Below are 16010 nucleotides of genomic sequence, written 5' to 3'. Positions count from 1 at the left end.
GTATCTGATGAACGAAATGCCTCGTCCGAACGCGATCATGCAGGCGGCGGTGTTCCATGGTCACGAACGCATCACCATCGAGCCGGTGCGGATGCCCGACGTCGGAGCAGGCGAGGTGCTGGTGCGGGTCTCGCGCACCGCGCTGTGCGGCTCCGACTTCAAGCTCTGGCACAAGGGCGCCGAGTTCACCGCCGGTCACGAGATTTTTGGCGTGGTCGAGCAGCCCGGCCACCGCCTGCATGGCCGCCGCTGCGCCGTCTATATCCCGCTGCACTGCGACCACTGCGCGGCCTGCAAACGCGGCGACACCCAGATGTGCCTGGAGGTCTCGAGCCTGATCGGCTGGAACAGGCCGGGCGGCTATGCTGAATACGTGCCGGTGCCGGAAAACTGCCTGCTGCCGGTGCCCGACGATATCGAGGACAACCTCGCGCCGCTCTTGCTCGACACCATCGGCACCTCCGGCCACGCCGTCCGGTTCGTCAGTCGTGTCGTGCCGCCGGACGAGGCAGGTGCGGTCCTCGTGATGGGAGCGGGGCCTGTCGGTCTCGGCGTCGTGCTGGCACTCCGCAGTCTCGGCTATGATGACATCCATGTGGCCGATCCGAACGCCGCACGCTTGAATATCGCCCGATCGTTCGGCGCGAAACCGCATCCGGTCGGCGACACATCGAAACGGTTCGCCCTCATCATGGAATGCTCCGGCGCGCATGCGGCACGCAATCTCGGCATCGAGCTCGTCCTGCCGCGCGGGGCGCTGGTGCTGGTCGGCGAGAACGCCGCGCCCTGGACCATCGAGGAAGGCAAGGTGTTCCGCCGCAAGGACTTCTACATGATCCGCACGTTCTACTTCCCGGTCTCGGATTTCGAGCCGAATGTCGAACTGCTGCGCCGGTACAAGGACGAATACCGCGTCCTCGTCGACGGCGAGTTCGGCCTGTCCGCTTTGCCTGAGAACTTCGCCCGCTTCGCCAAGGGCGAGTTGATCAAGCCTGTACTGGCGCTGGACTAAGCGATCATGGCCTCGATCTCGATCCGCAACCTTACCAAACGCTACGGCAATTTCACTGTGATCCCCGATCTCAATCTGGAGATCGCGGACCACGAATTCGTGGTTTTCGTCGGCCCGTCCGGTTGCGGCAAGTCGACCTTGCTCCGGATCATCGCAGGTCTCGAGCCCATTTCCTCCGGCGACCTCTACATCGGCGACACGCGCGTCAACGGCGTGCAGGCGGCGCAGCGCGACATCGCGATGGTGTTCCAGGATTACGCGCTCTATCCGCACATGCGGGTTTACGACAACATGTCCTTTGCGCTGGAGCTGCGGGGAACGCCGAAGGCGGAGATCGACGCGCGGGTGAAGCGCGCGGCGGCGCTGCTGCATATCGAGCCGTATCTCGACCGCAAGCCGAAGGAGCTCTCCGGCGGCCAGCGCCAGCGTGTCGCCATGGGACGTGCGATCGTGCGCAATCCAAAAGCCTTCCTGTTCGATGAGCCGCTCTCAAATCTCGACGCCAAGCTGCGCGGGCAGGTGCGCGCAGAGATCAAGGCGCTGTCGCAGGAACTCAAGACCACCATGGTCTTCGTGACGCATGACCAGATCGAGGCCATGACCATGGCCGACCGCATCGTGGTGCTTCAGAGCGGCACGATCCAGCAATACGACACGCCCGAGGCGGTCTACGAGCGGCCGGCCAACCAGTTCGTCGCCGGCTTCATCGGTTCGCCAGCCATGAATTTCTTCCCGGTCGAATGGCGACAGGAGCGTGCGATCCTTTCGCAAGGCGGAACGGTGGTGCCGTTGGGCGAGGAGACGGCAAACGGGCTGCGGTGGGCCCGGAGCGCTGTGCTTGGCATTCGCCCCGAACATTTTGCCGTTGCCACCGATGCTGCCGACGGCATTACAGTGAACGTCAAGCTCGTTGAGCCGCTCGGCTCGGACACGCTGATCCATTTCGATCTTGCCGGCGCGGCATCCATCGCGCGGGTTGATCCGTCGCTGCGACCGAAGGTCGGCGATCGCATCAATCTGCGACCGCAGCCCGGCAAGACGCATCTGTTCGATGCCGCAAATGGACAGGTCGTGCGGTGAGCGCATTGGTCAACATCGGCGATCTCTCGGCGCTGGCGGACGTCGCGTCCAAGGCGAGGCCCGTGCACGTGATCTGTCTCGGGTTGTCCGCGCTCGACCAGGTCTGGCGCGTCGACCGGCCGTTCTCGGGTGGAAGCGAGAAAGTCAAGGCCGTCGAGTACGGCACGCTCGGCGGCGGCATGGCCGCCAATGCGAGCGTTGCGGTCGCAAAGCTCGGTGCATCCGTCGCGTTCTGGGGGCGGGCAGGGAATGATGCTGCCGGGCACGAGATGAAGTCGGCCTTCACCGCGGAAGGCGTCGACATCGAGAATTTCCGGCTGTTTGCGGACGGCCGCTCGTCCGTCTCCGGTGTCATCGTCGACAATTCCGGCGAACGGCAGATCGTCAACTTCCGCGGTCTCTATTCGGAAGCAGCCGACTGGCTGCCGCTGGAGACCGTTGCCCGCGCATCCTCGGTGCTGGCGGATCCGCGCTGGGTCGAGGGGGCCGCGACGTTGTTCCGCGAAGCCCGCGCGCGCGGGATCCCGACGGTGCTCGACGGCGACATGGCCGATGCCGAGGTGTTCGAGCGGCTGTTGCCCCTGACCGACCACGCAATCTTCTCCGAGCCTGCGCTCACGGCTTTTGGCGGCTCGGCCAAGGATGAAACCCTCGCCGCGCTCGCCCGCTTCGGGTGTCGCATCATCGCCGTCACGCGCGGTGAGGAGGGCGTGAGCTGGTACGAGAACGGCTGCCTGCACCGACAGGCGGCCTTCGCGGTCGATGTGGTCGACACCACGGGCGCCGGCGACGTCTTCCATGGCGCTTATGCCCTCGCGATCGGCGCCGGTCTCGACGTGCGCGACGCGATGGCATTTTCGGCTGCGGCGGCCGCGATGAAATGCCGCCACGCAGGCGGACGCAACGGAATCCCCACCATCAACGAGTGTCTTGCATTCATGAGGACGAAGCCATGAGAACGATTGGAAAGAACCGCGGCCTGGCGCGTCTGGCCGACGCGGACGGTCATTTTCGCATGGTCGCGCTGGATCAGCGGCCGCCGCTGTTTGATGCTATTGCGAAAGCAAAGGGGATTACGCGGGACCAGGTCGAATATTCCGACGTGACGGCAGCAAAGCGTCTGCTCGTCGAGAACCTCGCGCCGCATTGCAGCTCGATGCTGTTCGATCCGAATTTCGCGGTGCCCGCGGCAATCGATCTTCTGCCGCCGCGTTGCGGTCTCATCATGACGCTCGAAGAGCACCGGGTGGATGAGACGTCGGGCGGACGCAAGTCGCGCGCGATCGCCGATTGGAGCGTTGAGAAGATCCGCGCCATGGGCGGCGATGCCGTCAAGGTGCTGGCGTGGTACCGGCCGGACGCCGATGCTGCGGTCAACGAGCATCAGAAGCGGTTCGTTCGCGAGATCGGACAGGACTGCGCCCGTCACGACATTCCCTACGTCCTGGAACTGCTGGTCTATCCGTTCCTCGGCAGCGCCAATCATACCGCCGACTACGTGGAGTCGCCCGGAAAACTTCCAGGTCTGGTCATCGAGAGCGTGCGCGAGTTCGCCAAGCCGGAATATGGCGTCGACCTTCTGAAGCTGGAGAGCCCGCTGGCGGCCAACAGTCTGCCTGCCCGGGATGGCAGCGCCGAGGCGAAAGCCGCGCAGACGGAGTTCGATGCGATCGGCGACATCTGCCGCGCGCGCAGCATCCCCTGGGTGCTGCTCTCCGGCGGTGCCGCGCCCGAGAAATTCGAACGGGTGCTAGACTTTGCCTATGCCGCGGGCGCGGGCGGGTTTTTGGCGGGCCGCACGATCTGGCTCGATGCCGTCTTGAAGAATTTCCCGGACCGCGCGGCGGTTGCCGCCAGCCTGCGCAAGGACGGCCTTGGTGTGCTCGAACGGCTCAACGAGCTGACAAAGGCCAAGGGAACGCCGTGGAAGGCGCGCTTTCCCGTATTTACTGATATCAAGCGGGAAGGGGACTTCGCGCGCGCGTATTGAGCTGGTGGTCGTTCCGCGTGGTCTGATCCCGATCGCAGGATCTGCAACATGACGTCTGACAGCTTCACAATCCGCTCGATCGAAGCGTTCTGCTATCGCTATCCGTTGGTAACGCCGGTGGTGACGTCGTTCGGCCGCATGCTCAACCGCCCCGCCGTCTTCATTCGTGCTGTCGATGAAGACGGCGTCGAGGGATGGGGCGAAGCCTGGTCGAATTTTCCCGCGCCGGGTGCGGAGCATCGCGCACGGCTCGTGAACGAGGTGCTCGCACCGGGTCTCGTCGGGCGCAAGTTCGACGGTCCGGCTCAAGCCTTCGAGAGCCTGACGAGGGGCACCGAAGTGCTGGCGCTGCAATGCGGCGAACCCGGTCCGTTTGCGCAGGCGATCGCGGGCATCGATCTCGCGCTATGGGACCTCTCGGCGCGCCGTCGGCGTTTGCCGCTGTGGCGGCTGCTCGGTGGGCACGGCAGCACGATCAAGGTCTATGCCAGCGGCATCAATCCCGGCGGCGCCACGCAGACGGCCGAAGCCGCACTCGAGCGAGGTCATCGCGCGTTGAAGCTGAAGGTCGGATTCGGCGCCGACATCGACCTCGCCAATCTCGCAGCCCTGCGCCAGATCGTCGGCGCGGGCATGCTCGCGGCGGACGCCAATCAGGGCTGGTCGGTCGAACAGGCGCTTCAGATGCTGGAGCGGCTCGGCGGGTTCGATCTGCGCTGGCTGGAAGAGCCCATCCGCGCCGATCGGCCACGCGAAGAATGGCAAAGACTGCGGGCAGGCGCGGACATGCCGATTGCGGCCGGCGAGAACATCTCGAGCGTCGAAGGCTTCAGGCAGGTGCTGACCGAGGACGTGCTCGGCGTGGTTCAGCCGGACATCGCGAAATGGGGCGGACTCACGGTCTGTGCCGGGCTGGCGCGTGACATTCTCGACGTGCGCAAGACGTTTTGCCCACACTATCTCGGCGGCGGCATTGGACTGCTTGCCTCGGCTCATCTGCTGGCCGGTATCGGAGGAGATGGCTGGCTGGAGGTCGACGCCAACGATAATCCGCTGCGCGATTTGTTTTGCGGCTCCCTGATCGACGTGCGTGAAGGCATGGTTCAGCTGAGTGACGACCCGGGGCTCGGAATAGTGCCGGATTTCTCAGCTATCGAGCGCTATCGCAGCATCTAGATGTGCGGGTTTGGGGTGTTCTTCGCCTAAAGCCCAGCAAGAGCACTTTCGGCCCCGTCGCGAGCGCGCGGACGTCCCGGCGCTGACCGCACTGATCCATAATGGCCGCCATTGCGCACCGTCTTGAAAATGCGGTTCGCGCCACTCTCTGAAAGCTTGCGCCGCAGTCGACTGGTCAGCGGCGCAGGCTGGCGCCCTGAACGTCTTGAAGGCGACCATGGAGCCCGGCCTCACAGAGAGCGCTCCTCCCGTCTAAGCCTGAACCTCTTCGGCCACGCGCTGCACATCCAAAGCTGATCGCCGGCTTGCGGGGCGCAAGCGTTGCCGCGCCGCTATTTGACGGCTCAACGCCCATCATTTCGTAAGTTCAATAATAGAATTAATTGGTCCGGTGCTGTATCGCACGGTGTCCAGGCCGACAGGGCGGGGCCTCGCGACTGGACAATGGTATCAACCGCTGATGCAGCGTCTAGCGACTTCCGAACATAACTCTCCACAAACCGCAAGCGCTGCTTTCGAGGTCGGGGGAAGTTCATCGAAGCGCTTGACTAGTTCTAAAAAAGAACTGTAAGTTTCAGGAAATGAAGCGGCCGATCGAAGAGCCGCAACGGTTGACGCGCTTGGCCATCGACGCTTTGCGCGTGCGCTCGATTTCGCGCGGCGTGACGCCCTGCGAGCCGTTAGAGACAAAGTCGAAGGGCGCACCGAAAGAGTGCGCATCAGGGAGGATGCCGATGTTGCCGAAATGGAAGAGTCTTGCCGTTCTGCTCGTGCTGTTGAGCAGCCCGGCGTTCGCAGCCGATGAACCAGGCGTCACCGCGACTGAAATCAAGATTGGCGGGGTGTTTCCGTTCAGCGGGCCGGCTTCATCGATCGGTCTCGTGGGCAAGGGGCTGATCGCCTACATTCAGTCCCTGAATGATCGCGGCGGCATCAGCGGGCGCAAGATCAATTACGTCGCCTATGACGATGCCTATAGCCCGCCCAAGGCGGTGGAGCAGGTCCGCAAGCTCGTCGAGAGCGATGAAGTTGCATTCATGTTCGGCCAGCTCGGCACTCCCGCCATTTCGGCGACGTCAAAATACCTGAAGTCGAAAGGGGTGCCCAGCATCGCGATCGTCAGCGGATCGTCCAAGTTCACCGACGTCGCCAGTTACCCGCTGATCACGACAGGTCTCGTCAGCTACGATACCGAGGGAAAGATCTACGCAAAATACCTCACGAAGGCTCTGCCGAACGCCAAATATGCGATCCTCTACCAGAATGACGACCTCGGAAAAGACTACGTCAACGCCTTCAAGGCGTTTCTCGGCAAGGACTATGATCGCAGGGTCGTCACCGCGTCCTACGAGGTCACTGAACCGACCGTCGATTCGCAGATCACCAACCTGAAGAGCTCCGGTGCGGATGCCCTGATGATCGCGGGCACGCCGAAATTCGCTGCGCAGGCGATCCGGCAGGCCTCTTTGATCGGCTGGAAGGCGACCGTGATCATCAACTTTCCGTCCGGTTCGGTTGGGGGCACGCTCACGCCGGCCGGCCTTGACAAGTCGACTGGCGTGATCGTCGGCACCATCAACAAGGATGTCGTGGATCCGAAGTGGAAAGATGATCCCGGCATGCAGGCCTATCGGGCGTTTATCGACAAATATCTGCCTGGCGTCGATATCACCAACGGCAGCTATCTCACCGGTTACCAGCAAGGCATCCTGCTCGAGCAGATCCTGAAGCAATGTGGGGACGACCTGTCCCGCAAGAATATCCTGGCGCAGGCCAAGAACCTCCGGGACTTCGTCGTACCGACCGCACTGCCGGGCATCAAGATCAACACCAGCGAAACCGAGAACATGATCTGGACGCAGATGCGCCTGCAGCGATGGACCGGATCGACTTGGGAAGCCTTCGGAGAGGTGCTGGACGCCAGGTCCGAATGAGCAGGTAACAGGCGAGGGGCGGAGCGGCATTGAGCCGGCGCCGGCGTCCTGCGCGACTTGAGCGCAACGGGTGCGATCGCCATCCCGGTACTTCAGGAGATCAATTCGATGTCGACGAAGGCACTGACGTTTGCGCCGCGCGAGGTTTCAATCGAGCGCCGACCAGATGGCGCGCTCATATTGAGTTCGCCCCTCGAGTGGAAGCCGTGTGACTGGCGTATCACGGACTTCTTGCCGAGTTGGGCGAGCGCCACGCCGGACCGGATATTCCTCGCGCAGCGCAACGCGAAGGGCGGGTGGGACGAGATCACCTACAGCGAGGCATGGTTTCAGGTCCAGGCGGTGGGCCAGAGTTTGCTCGATCTGGGCGCAAAGCCAAAGGACAAGCTGGCCATCCTCTCCGGAAACTCGATCGAGAACGCCGTGGTTTCGTTTGCGGCGATGTCAATCGGCGTCATCCTGGCGTCGATATCGCCAAACTACACGCTGATGCCCGGTGGACTTGCTCGTCTCAAGGACATCGCCGAAGTGCTGCGCCCGAGCTTCGTGTTCGTCCAAAGCGGACGCGAGTTTTCCGCAGGCCGCACCATTCCGGAATTGGCGGCCGCGACCTGGATCAGTGTCGATGGCGCGCCGGACACGGTGCCCTTCCGCGCCCTGACAGCCAAAATCGCGTGCGCCGGCTTTGCCGGGGCATCTCGTGCGGTCTCGTGCGAGGCTGTCGCCAAGATACTCTTCACGTCGGGTTCGACAGGCTTTCCGAAAGGCGTGCTCAACACCCACCGCATGATGGCAAGCTCGCTGCAAATGGGCAGCCAGCTCGTGTCTCCTCCGGCTGCGCCAGTCCAGGTGGAGTGGCTGCCTTGGCACCACACGATGGGCAGCAACGTCATTCTTCACGGCATCCTCAAGAACGGCGGTACGCTCTATATCGACGACGGCCGTCCGCTGCCGCAGCTCTTTCACAAGACGGTCGCCAATCTCAAGGAAGTGTCGCCGACCGCCATGTTCAACGTGCCTGCCGGCTATAATCTCCTGTGTGATGCGGTCGAGAGGGATCTCGATCTGGGCGCCAGTGTATTCAAGCGGATGGACCGAATGAGCTATGCCGGCGCTGCAATTTCAAAGGACACGCTGGAGAAGCTCTATCGCTTGACACTCTCGGTGACCGGCCGGCGAATTCCGGTCATGTCGGGTTACGGTACGACCGAAACCGCCCCGACCATCAGTACGACCCATTGGGCGACAGATCGACCCGGCGAGATCGGTCTTCCCGCGCCGGGACTGCGGCTCAAGCTCATTCCGGTCTCGGATACCTACGAGGTCAGGGTCAAGGGACCCAACGTCACGCCGGGTTATCTCGGGCGGCCGGATTTGACGGAAATGGCCTTCGACGAGGAAGGCTTCTATCGCATCGGCGATACTGTCTCGTTTCTGGATCCGCAGAAGCCTGAGCTCGGGCTACGCTTTACCGGTCGAATTTCCGAGAACTTCAAGCTTGCGAATGGGACCTGGGTCTCGATCGGCAATATGCGCGCGGCAATCCTGGCCGCAACGCGCGGTGTCTTGCTCGACATGGTGGTCGCGGGCGAAAATCGTGAGGCGTGCGCGCTGCTCTGCTGGTTGAACCCCACGGAGGCCGCGCGAATCTCGAAAACTCCGGGTGCGGATTTGACCTCGGATCCCGCCGTGGTCGGATTCCTGCAGGATCGCTTTCGGGACTACAACGAGACTGTTGGAAGCAGCGAACGGATCTGCTCCTTCGTTCTGCTGAAAGATCCGCCATCAATGGCGGCAGGAGAGATCACCGACAAGGCCTATGTCAACCAACGCGCTGTGCTGAAAGTTCGATCCGAGCAGGTTGAGCGTCTCTACACACTTGAGGCTGGCGCCGACGTGATCCGGGTCTAAGAGCGAGCTTGTCGCTGTGCGGACGTTACGGACTCCTGGCCGCCAGATCGCGTCTGCCGGTACCTTCTGCGGGATTGTTTGCCGCGGAACGGCTTCGGTGCAGGCCTCAGGCGGCCCGCGAGCGCGCCTTTGTTTTCGAGGTCGTCGGCGCCGCTGCCGCCGGGGCGCCGCGAGCACCCGGCCCGGGATGAGTATGGACTTCCTTGGCCGACAGCGGCTCGCCGCACTCGGAGCACACCATGACCGGATCGAAATCTTTTCCGCACTTGCGATGCTGGTGCAGCAGGGGGCGGCCGCGCTCGTCGACCATGTGAGTATCGCCCCAATGCACGATTGCCATCATGATCGGATACAGATCGAGCCCCTTCTGGGTCAGGATATATTCGTGCCGTTTAGGGGATTCCTGGTAGGGAATTCGGCGCAGGATGCCCTGCCGAACCAACTTCTTCAGACGTTCGGCAAGCAAATGCCGGGTGATTCCGAGTGCCGACTGAAATCCCTCGAAGCGGCGTGTGCGCAGAAAGCACTCGCGCAGGATTAGAAGAGTCCAGCGATCGCCGATCACGCCGATAGTTCGGGCCATCGAGCACGGCTCTTCCTCGAGTTCCTTCCACTTCATCCATGCACTCCAGTCGCCGCCGCGGCACGGACCTCGTCTCGAATCGTTGCGGAGGCCGGCGCGGGATTTGCCATTCTAGATAGGTACTAAATTCCAAACAATACCCTTCCAGCCAAGACGAAAGCAGCAGATTGCGGCAGCGTTTGACAGTTCTATTTTAGAACTGTATGTTTGAGGAAAGTCAGGCCGGCGACCGATCGCCAGTGCAAGCACATGTTCCGCGGGAGGAGCCGAGATGACCTTGAAGATTGAATTCCAGTTCGATTTCGGCAGTCCGAACGCTTATCTGGCAGAGGTGGCGATTCCGGGCATCGAGCAGCGCACCGGTGCGAAATTCGAGTATGTTCCGGTCTTGCTCGGCGGCATCTACAAGGCAACGGGCAACATGTCGCCGTTCGACTCGCTTCGTGGGATCAAGAACAAGCCGGAATATCAGGCGCTCGAGACCCAGCGGTTTATCCGCCGCCACAACGTCACGAAATTCCGCCAGAATCCCTTCTTTCCCGTCAACACGCTGATGCTGATGCGGGGCGCCGTGGCGGCCCAGTTCGAGGGCGTGTTCGAGTCCTATTTTCGCGCGGCCTATCACCATATGTGGGAGGAGCCGAAGAAGATGGACGACCTCGAAATCTTCCGGAATGCGTTCATCGCTTCGGGGCTCGATATCGACAGATTGATCGCTCGCACCCAGCAGGACGACGTCAAGAAGAGGTTGATTGATCTGACCAACGACGCCGTCAGCCGAGGCGCGTTCGGGTCGCCAACCTTCTTCGTCGGCAAGGAGATGTTCTTCGGCAAGGACCAGCTTCGAGACGTCGAGGAGTCCATCCTCGAGCAAACCAGGCCGGTCGCCAGGACGGCGTAGAGCTACGAGTTTACGAAGTTCAATTCAACCGGGAGACGATCCGTGCAAAAGAGAAACGCAACTGTCGCAGTGATCGGTGCCGGCGACTATATCGGCGGCGAGATCGCCAAGAAGTTCGCCTCTGAGGGCTTCACGGTGTTTGCCGGGCGCCGGAACGGCGCCAAGCTCGAGCCGCTCGTCAAGGAGATCGAGGCCACCGGAGGCGAAATCCACGCGCGCTCGCTGGATGCCCGCAAGGAGGAGGAGGTTATCTCCTTCCTCGCTGATGCCGACCAGCACGCGCCGTTGGAGGTCTGCATCTTCAACATCGGCGCCAACGTCAACTTTCCGATCCTCGATACGACCGAGCGGGTCTTCCGCAAAGTCTGGGAGATGGCCTGCTATTCCGGCTTTCTCGCCGGCCGCGAAGCCGCGCGGCTCATGCTGCCTCGCGGCGGCGGCAACATCTTCTTCACCGGCGCGACAGCGTCTCTCCGCGGCGGCAGCGGCTATGCCGCCTTTGCCAGCGCGAAGTTCGGCCTGCGGGCGGTGGCTCAGGCGATGGCGCGCGAGCTCGGCCCCAAGAACATTCACGTCGCGCATCTCATCATCGATTCCGGCGTCGATACGGAATGGGTGCGGCAGCGCCGGCTCGAGGCGCTCGGTCCGAATGCGCTCGACGATCCCGATCTCTTGATGCCGCCGTCGTCCGTCGCTGCGTCCTATTGGCAGCTTTATCAGCAGCCGAAGAGCGCGTGGACGTTCGAGCTGGAAATCCGCCCCTTCGGCGAGAAGTGGTAAGGAGGCCCTTACGATGGAGCTTGCGCTGTCTGCCGAGGACGCGGCTTTCCGCGATGAAGTGCGCGCCTTCATCGCGGACAATTATCCGGTGGAGATGCGCGTTCCCAATCCGGAGACCGACCTGACCAAGGAGCAGTCACTGCTCTGGCACCGGATCCTCCACAAGAAGGGCTGGATCGCGCCGCTGTGGCCCAAGGAGTATGGCGGGCCGGGCTGGACGGTCACACAGCGGTTCATCTTTGAGCAGGAAACCTCCCGGGCGGGAACGCTGCCGCCGCTTGCCTTTAGCGTGACCATGGTCGCGCCGGTGATCTACACGTTCGGCAACGAGGCGCAGAAGAAGAAGTTTCTGCCGCGAATTCTGTCCGGCGAGGATTGGTGGTGCCAGGGCTATTCCGAGCCAGGCTCCGGCTCCGATCTCGCAACCGTCAGAACCAAGGCGGTGCGCGAGGGGGACCACTACGTCGTCAACGGGCACAAGACCTGGACCACGCTGGCACAGCACGCCGACTGGATCTTCTGCCTGGTGCGAACCGATCCGAATGTGAAGCCGCAATCCGGAATCTCCTTCCTGCTGATCGACATGAAGTCGCCCGGCGTCACCGTGCGGCCGATCATCACGATCGACGGCAGTCACGAGGTCAATGACGTCTTTCTCGAAAACGTTCGGGTGCCCGTCGAGAACCTGGTCGGCGAGGAGAACAAGGGCTGGACGTACGCCAAATTCCTGCTCGGCAACGAGCGCACCAGCATGGCGGGCATCGGCCGGTCCACCCGCTATCTCCGGAAGCTGAAGCAGATCGTGAAGGCCGAGATACCGGCCGACGATCCGGCGCATCTGGAATTTCTACGCGACATCGCCCGCGTCGAGCTGGACGTGCTGGCGCTGGAGGCGACCGAACTGCGCGTCGTCGCCCAGATGGCGCGTGGCATCGATCCCGGTCCGGCGGCGTCGCTGTTCAAGATCCGCGGCACCGAGATCTTCCAGGACATCACCGAGCTCACGCACCGCGCGATCGGCAATTATGGTCTTGCGATCCGCGAGCATCCGATCAGCTCCAACCGCTTCGTGCCGGGCCCGGACTACGGCCACACCGCGTCCGAGAAATATCTGAACGCGCGCAAGCTCAGCATCTACGGCGGGTCCAACGAGATCCAGCGAAACATCATCGCCAAAGCCGTGCTCGGGCTCTAAGCAACGGCGGATCGGGAGGATCGGATGGATATTCAGTTCACGGAAGAGCAGGAATTGCTGCGATCCAGCGTTCAGCGCCTTCTGCGCGACCAGTATGATTTCGAGGCGCGGCGCAAGATCGTGGCGAGCGAGGAGGGATTCAGCCGGACGCGGTGGAAGGTCTTCGCCGAGCTCGGCCTGCTCGCTGCGCCGTTTTCCGAGGACGCCGGCGGCCTCGGCGGCGGTCCGTTGTCGACCATGATCGTCATGCAGGAGTTCGGCCGTCACCTCGTCGTCGAGCCTTTCGTCGAAACGGTGGTGCTTGCCGGTGGCCTGATCGAGCAGCTTGGTACGTCCGAGCAGAAGCAGGGTTTCATTCCAGGCATCATCGACGGCTCCAGGATCTGGTCGCTGGCCTGGACCGAGAGAGCCTCCCGGTTTGATTTCGCCAATGTCGCGACCAAGGCGCGGCGTGAGGGAGGCGACTACGTTCTGAGCGGCGAGAAGACCATGGTGATGGCAGCGCCGTGGGCGGATCATCTGATCGTCTCGGCGCGGACCGCCGGCGATAATCGCGACCGCGGCGGCGTCAGCCTGTTCGTGGTCGACCGCCATGCCGGGGGCGTCAATCTCCAGAGCTTCAAGACGATCGACGGACGCCGCGCCGCCGAGATCGGTTTGCGCGAGGTCCGCGGGCAACTGCTGGGAGCAGAAGGCGAGGGCGTTGCCGCGCTGGAAACCTGTCGTGACCGCGCGATCGGCGCGCTCTGCGCCGAGGTCGTCGGCGCGATCGGCGAGCTGAATGCCGCAACGTTGGACTATTCGAAGACCCGCGAGCAGTTCGGCACCACCATCGGCTCCTTCCAGGTGTTGCAGCATCGCATGGTCGACATGTTCATTGCCCATCAGGAGGCGCTCTCCCTGATGCAGCATCTCAATCTCAGCCTCAACGCCGGTGATTCAGGCCTGTCGCGGCTCGCCTCCGGGGCCAAGTCGAAGATTGGCTATGCCGGAAAGTTCGTAGCCGACCAGGCGGTGCAGCTTCACGGCGGCATGGGAATGACCGACGAGCTGAACGTCGGACACTATTTCAAGCGAATCTCCTCCATCAACATCCAGTTCGGCGATCCCGCATTCCACGTCCTGCGCTACGCGCAGCTGGATGCGGCCGCGTAAAAGAAGAGGCCAGCATGACGACTGAAGCAGTCATCGTTTCCACCGCCCGGACGGCCGTCGGCAAGGCCTATCGTGGCGCGCTCAACAACACGGACGGCCCGACCATGGCCGGGCATGTGATGGCCGAAGCCGTGAAGCGCGCCGGCATCGCGCCGGGCGAGGTCGAAGACGTGGTGATGGGCTGCGCGATGCAGCAAGGCACCATGGTGATGAATGTGGCGCGCAAGGGCGCGATCCGCGCTGGCCTGCCCGTGACGGTGGCCGGCACCACGATTGACCGGCAATGCGCGTCCGGCCTGCAGGCCATCGCCGTTGCCGCGCGCTCGGTGATGCTGGACGGCGTCGAAGTCGCCATCGGCGGCGGGATCGAGTCGATCAGCCTCGTGCAGAACGAGCACATGAACAAGTTTCACGCCGTCGACCACGAGCTGATGGCGATGAAGCCCGAAATGTACATGTCGATGCTCGATACGGCGGAGGTCGTCGCCGAGCGGTACAGGATCGGCCGCGACAGGCAGGACGAATACAGTCTCGAATGCCAGCGCCGCGTCGGCGCCGCTCTGCAGGCCGGCCGCTTCAACGACGAGATCGTGCCGTTCACGACCAGGATGGCGCTCGTCAACAAGGAAACCAAGGAGGTCACCTACGAACAGGTGACGCTCACGAAGGACGAGGGTCCGCGTCCGGAAACCACGGCCGAGGGCCTTGCCAAGATCAAGCCGGTGTTCGAGGGCAAGACCATCAGCGCGGGCAATGCCAGCCAGCTCTCGGACGGTGCTTCGGCCTGTGTGATCACGAGCGGCAAGTTTGCAGCCAGCAAGGGGCTGAAGCCGCTCGGCATCTTCCGCGGCTTCGTTGCCGCCGGCGTCGAGCCGGACGAGATGGGTGTCGGCCCGGTCGCTGCGATCCCGCGCCTGCTCAAGCGCCATGGTTTGAGGATCGACGACATCGATCTCTGGGAGCTCAACGAGGCGTATGCGGTGCAGGTAATCTATTGCCGCGACAAGCTCGGCATCGATCCGGACAAGCTCAACGTCAATGGCGGCTCGATCGCGATCGGCCACCCCTACGGCATGACCGGCTCGCGGCTCACCGGCCACCTCCTGATCGAGGGACGGCGGCGCAAGGCGAAATACGGCGTGGTGACCATGTGCATCGGTGGCGGCATGGGCGCCGCGGGCTTGTTTGAAATCATCCACTGAGCGGAAACGCGGGGAGATCATTCGTGAAGACAGCGATCACTGAACTGTTCGGTATCGAACATCCGATCATCCAGGGCGGAATGCACTATGTCGGCTTCGCGGAAATGGCGGCCGCGGTATCCAACGCCGGCGGGCTCGGCTTGATCACGGGCCTCACCCAGCGGACGCCGGAGCTGCTTGCCAAGGAGATCGCGCGCTGCCGGGACATGACGGATAAACCGTTCGGCGTGAACCTGACGTTCCTGCCGACCTTCAGCGCGCCGCCTTATCCGGAGTACATCGCTGCCATCAGGGAGGGCGGCGTCAGGATCGTCGAGACCGCCGGGCGCAGCCCTGAACAGTACATGCCGGCCCTGAAGGCGGGCGGCATCAAGGTGATCCACAAATGCACCTCCGTCCGGCATTCGCTGAAGGCCGAACAGATCGGCTGCGATGCCGTCAGCGTCGACGGCTTCGAGTGCGGCGGTCATCCGGGCGAAGATGACATGCCGAACATGATCCTGCTGCCGCGTGCGGCCGAAGAACTGAAGATCCCGTTCGTGGCTTCCGGCGGCATGGCCGACGCGCGCAGCCTGGTTGCGGCGCTGGCGATGGGAGCGGCGGGAATGAACATGGGTACGCGGTTCATCGCCACCAAGGAAGCGCCGGTGCACGAAAACGTCAAGAAGGCGCTGGTCGCGGCGTCCGAGCTCGACACCAGGCTCGTTATGCGCGCGCTCCGCAACACCGAGCGGGTCCTGAACAACAAGGGCGTCGAGCATCTGCTTGAGATCGAGCGCGAGAAGGGCAAGAGCCTCAAGATCGACGACATCCATGATCAGGTGGCGGGCGTCTATCCCAGGGTGATGATCGACGGCGACATGGACGCGGGCGCCTGGAGCTGCGGTATGGTCGTCGGACTCATTCGCGATATTCCGACCGTGAAGGAGCTGATCGACCGCATCATGGCGGACGCCGAGCGATTGATCAGGGGCAGGCTGACGGGATTCCTTGACGCCGACAGCGGGGCCACGCTCAAGGTCGCGTGAAGCCACGGCTTGGCGATCCGCGCTGCAGACGACATTTCGTCGTCTCTGCGCGGGCTGGAAGCT

General features: G+C 62.9%; 15 protein-coding genes. 13 read left to right on the top strand and 2 right to left on the bottom strand.

The window, feature by feature from the left end; translation table 11 throughout:
- Positions 1 to 7: 7 nt before the first annotated feature.
- The 5 genes from GGD67_RS04780 to GGD67_RS04760 are packed head-to-tail and all read left to right on the top strand — an operon-like array spanning position 8 to position 5258.
- A complete protein-coding gene (locus GGD67_RS04780) occupies positions 8 to 1012 on the top strand; it encodes a zinc-binding dehydrogenase (protein WP_179731167.1) in 1005 nt (334 codons plus the stop codon).
- Positions 1013 to 1018: 6 nt separating this feature from the next.
- Positions 1019 to 2092, top strand: coding sequence for an ABC transporter ATP-binding protein (locus tag GGD67_RS04775; RefSeq protein WP_179731165.1), 1074 nt, complete (start codon positions 1019 to 1021; stop codon positions 2090 to 2092).
- A complete protein-coding gene (locus GGD67_RS04770; RefSeq protein ID WP_179731163.1) occupies positions 2089 to 3048 on the top strand; it encodes a sugar kinase in 960 nt (319 codons plus the stop codon). The genes GGD67_RS04775 and GGD67_RS04770 overlap by 4 nt, the downstream gene beginning before the upstream one ends.
- A complete protein-coding gene (locus GGD67_RS04765; protein WP_179731161.1) occupies positions 3045 to 4082 on the top strand; it encodes a tagatose 1,6-diphosphate aldolase in 1038 nt (345 codons plus the stop codon). The genes GGD67_RS04770 and GGD67_RS04765 overlap by 4 nt, the downstream gene beginning before the upstream one ends.
- Positions 4083 to 4130: 48 nt before the next feature.
- On the top strand, positions 4131 to 5258 hold the full coding sequence (locus tag GGD67_RS04760) for a mandelate racemase/muconate lactonizing enzyme family protein (protein WP_179731159.1): 1128 nt from the start codon (positions 4131 to 4133) through the stop codon (positions 5256 to 5258).
- Between the two features lie 574 nt (positions 5259 to 5832).
- On the opposite strand, the gene GGD67_RS04755 is transcribed toward GGD67_RS04760, so the two are convergent.
- Positions 5833 to 6090 carry a hypothetical protein gene (locus tag GGD67_RS04755; protein ID WP_179730456.1) on the bottom strand — a complete coding sequence of 86 codons (258 nt, stop codon included), beginning with the start codon at positions 6088 to 6090 and terminating at the stop codon, positions 5833 to 5835.
- On the opposite strand from GGD67_RS04755, the gene GGD67_RS04750 reads away from it, so the two are divergent.
- The gene (locus GGD67_RS04750; RefSeq protein ID WP_409411096.1) at positions 5987 to 7192 is read left to right on the top strand and encodes an ABC transporter substrate-binding protein; all 1206 of its coding nucleotides are present in this window, start codon (positions 5987 to 5989) and stop codon (positions 7190 to 7192) included. The two genes, GGD67_RS04755 and GGD67_RS04750, sit on opposite strands and share 104 nt — an antisense overlap.
- Positions 7193 to 7300: 108 nt before the next feature.
- Entirely contained in the window at positions 7301 to 9103 is a 1803-nt protein-coding gene (locus GGD67_RS04745; protein ID WP_246790733.1) for an AMP-binding protein, read from the top strand.
- A 106-nt stretch (positions 9104 to 9209) separates the two neighbouring features.
- Here the strand turns inward: GGD67_RS04745 and GGD67_RS04740 are convergent, their stop codons facing one another.
- Complete coding sequence (locus GGD67_RS04740) at positions 9210 to 9722, bottom strand: helix-turn-helix domain-containing protein (RefSeq protein ID WP_179731153.1); 513 nt, start codon at positions 9720 to 9722, stop codon at positions 9210 to 9212.
- A 235-nt stretch (positions 9723 to 9957) separates the two neighbouring features.
- Between GGD67_RS04740 and GGD67_RS04735 the strand changes: the two genes are divergently transcribed.
- The 6 genes from GGD67_RS04735 to GGD67_RS04710 are packed head-to-tail and all read left to right on the top strand — an operon-like array spanning position 9958 to position 15947.
- Positions 9958 to 10587 carry a 2-hydroxychromene-2-carboxylate isomerase gene (locus GGD67_RS04735; protein WP_179731151.1) on the top strand — a complete coding sequence of 210 codons (630 nt, stop codon included), beginning with the start codon at positions 9958 to 9960 and terminating at the stop codon, positions 10585 to 10587.
- Between the two features lie 42 nt (positions 10588 to 10629).
- On the top strand, positions 10630 to 11367 hold the full coding sequence (locus GGD67_RS04730; RefSeq protein WP_018316088.1) for an SDR family oxidoreductase: 738 nt from the start codon (positions 10630 to 10632) through the stop codon (positions 11365 to 11367).
- Positions 11368 to 11380: 13 nt separating this feature from the next.
- Positions 11381 to 12562, top strand: a complete 1182-nt coding sequence (locus GGD67_RS04725) for an acyl-CoA dehydrogenase family protein (protein WP_179731149.1) — start codon at positions 11381 to 11383, stop codon at positions 12560 to 12562.
- Positions 12563 to 12586: 24 nt separating this feature from the next.
- On the top strand, positions 12587 to 13717 hold the full coding sequence (locus GGD67_RS04720) for an acyl-CoA dehydrogenase family protein (RefSeq protein ID WP_179731147.1): 1131 nt from the start codon (positions 12587 to 12589) through the stop codon (positions 13715 to 13717).
- 14 nt (positions 13718 to 13731) lie between these two features.
- On the top strand, positions 13732 to 14919 hold the full coding sequence (locus tag GGD67_RS04715) for an acetyl-CoA C-acyltransferase (RefSeq protein WP_179731145.1): 1188 nt from the start codon (positions 13732 to 13734) through the stop codon (positions 14917 to 14919).
- A 23-nt stretch (positions 14920 to 14942) separates the two neighbouring features.
- Positions 14943 to 15947 carry a nitronate monooxygenase family protein gene (locus GGD67_RS04710; protein ID WP_179731144.1) on the top strand — a complete coding sequence of 335 codons (1005 nt, stop codon included), beginning with the start codon at positions 14943 to 14945 and terminating at the stop codon, positions 15945 to 15947.
- Positions 15948 to 16010: the final 63 nt, after the last annotated feature.

This window comes from Bradyrhizobium sp. IAR9, assembly GCF_013408065.1.
Lineage (GTDB): Bacteria > Pseudomonadota > Alphaproteobacteria > Rhizobiales > Xanthobacteraceae > Bradyrhizobium.
This window is presented reverse-complemented; position numbering and strand designations above follow the sequence as displayed.

What these genes read in the sequence shown, in the direction of transcription:
- GGD67_RS04740 (WP_179731153.1), bottom strand. Translation starts at nt 9,722, where the DNA reads ATGAAGTGGAAGGAACTCGAGGAAGAGCCGTGCTCGATGGCCCGAACT.
- GGD67_RS04745 (WP_246790733.1), top strand. Translation starts at nt 7,301, where the DNA reads ATGTCGACGAAGGCACTGACGTTTGCGCCGCGCGAGGTTTCAATCGAG.
- GGD67_RS04715 (WP_179731145.1), top strand. Translation starts at nt 13,732, where the DNA reads ATGACGACTGAAGCAGTCATCGTTTCCACCGCCCGGACGGCCGTCGGC.
- GGD67_RS04765 (WP_179731161.1), top strand. Translation starts at nt 3,045, where the DNA reads ATGAGAACGATTGGAAAGAACCGCGGCCTGGCGCGTCTGGCCGACGCG.
- GGD67_RS04760 (WP_179731159.1), top strand. Translation starts at nt 4,131, where the DNA reads ATGACGTCTGACAGCTTCACAATCCGCTCGATCGAAGCGTTCTGCTAT.
- GGD67_RS04780 (WP_179731167.1), top strand. Translation starts at nt 8, where the DNA reads ATGAACGAAATGCCTCGTCCGAACGCGATCATGCAGGCGGCGGTGTTC.
- GGD67_RS04720 (WP_179731147.1), top strand. Translation starts at nt 12,587, where the DNA reads ATGGATATTCAGTTCACGGAAGAGCAGGAATTGCTGCGATCCAGCGTT.
- GGD67_RS04735 (WP_179731151.1), top strand. Translation starts at nt 9,958, where the DNA reads ATGACCTTGAAGATTGAATTCCAGTTCGATTTCGGCAGTCCGAACGCT.
- GGD67_RS04775 (WP_179731165.1), top strand. Translation starts at nt 1,019, where the DNA reads ATGGCCTCGATCTCGATCCGCAACCTTACCAAACGCTACGGCAATTTC.
- GGD67_RS04725 (WP_179731149.1), top strand. Translation starts at nt 11,381, where the DNA reads ATGGAGCTTGCGCTGTCTGCCGAGGACGCGGCTTTCCGCGATGAAGTG.
- GGD67_RS04750 (WP_409411096.1), top strand. Translation starts at nt 5,987, where the DNA reads ATGCCGATGTTGCCGAAATGGAAGAGTCTTGCCGTTCTGCTCGTGCTG.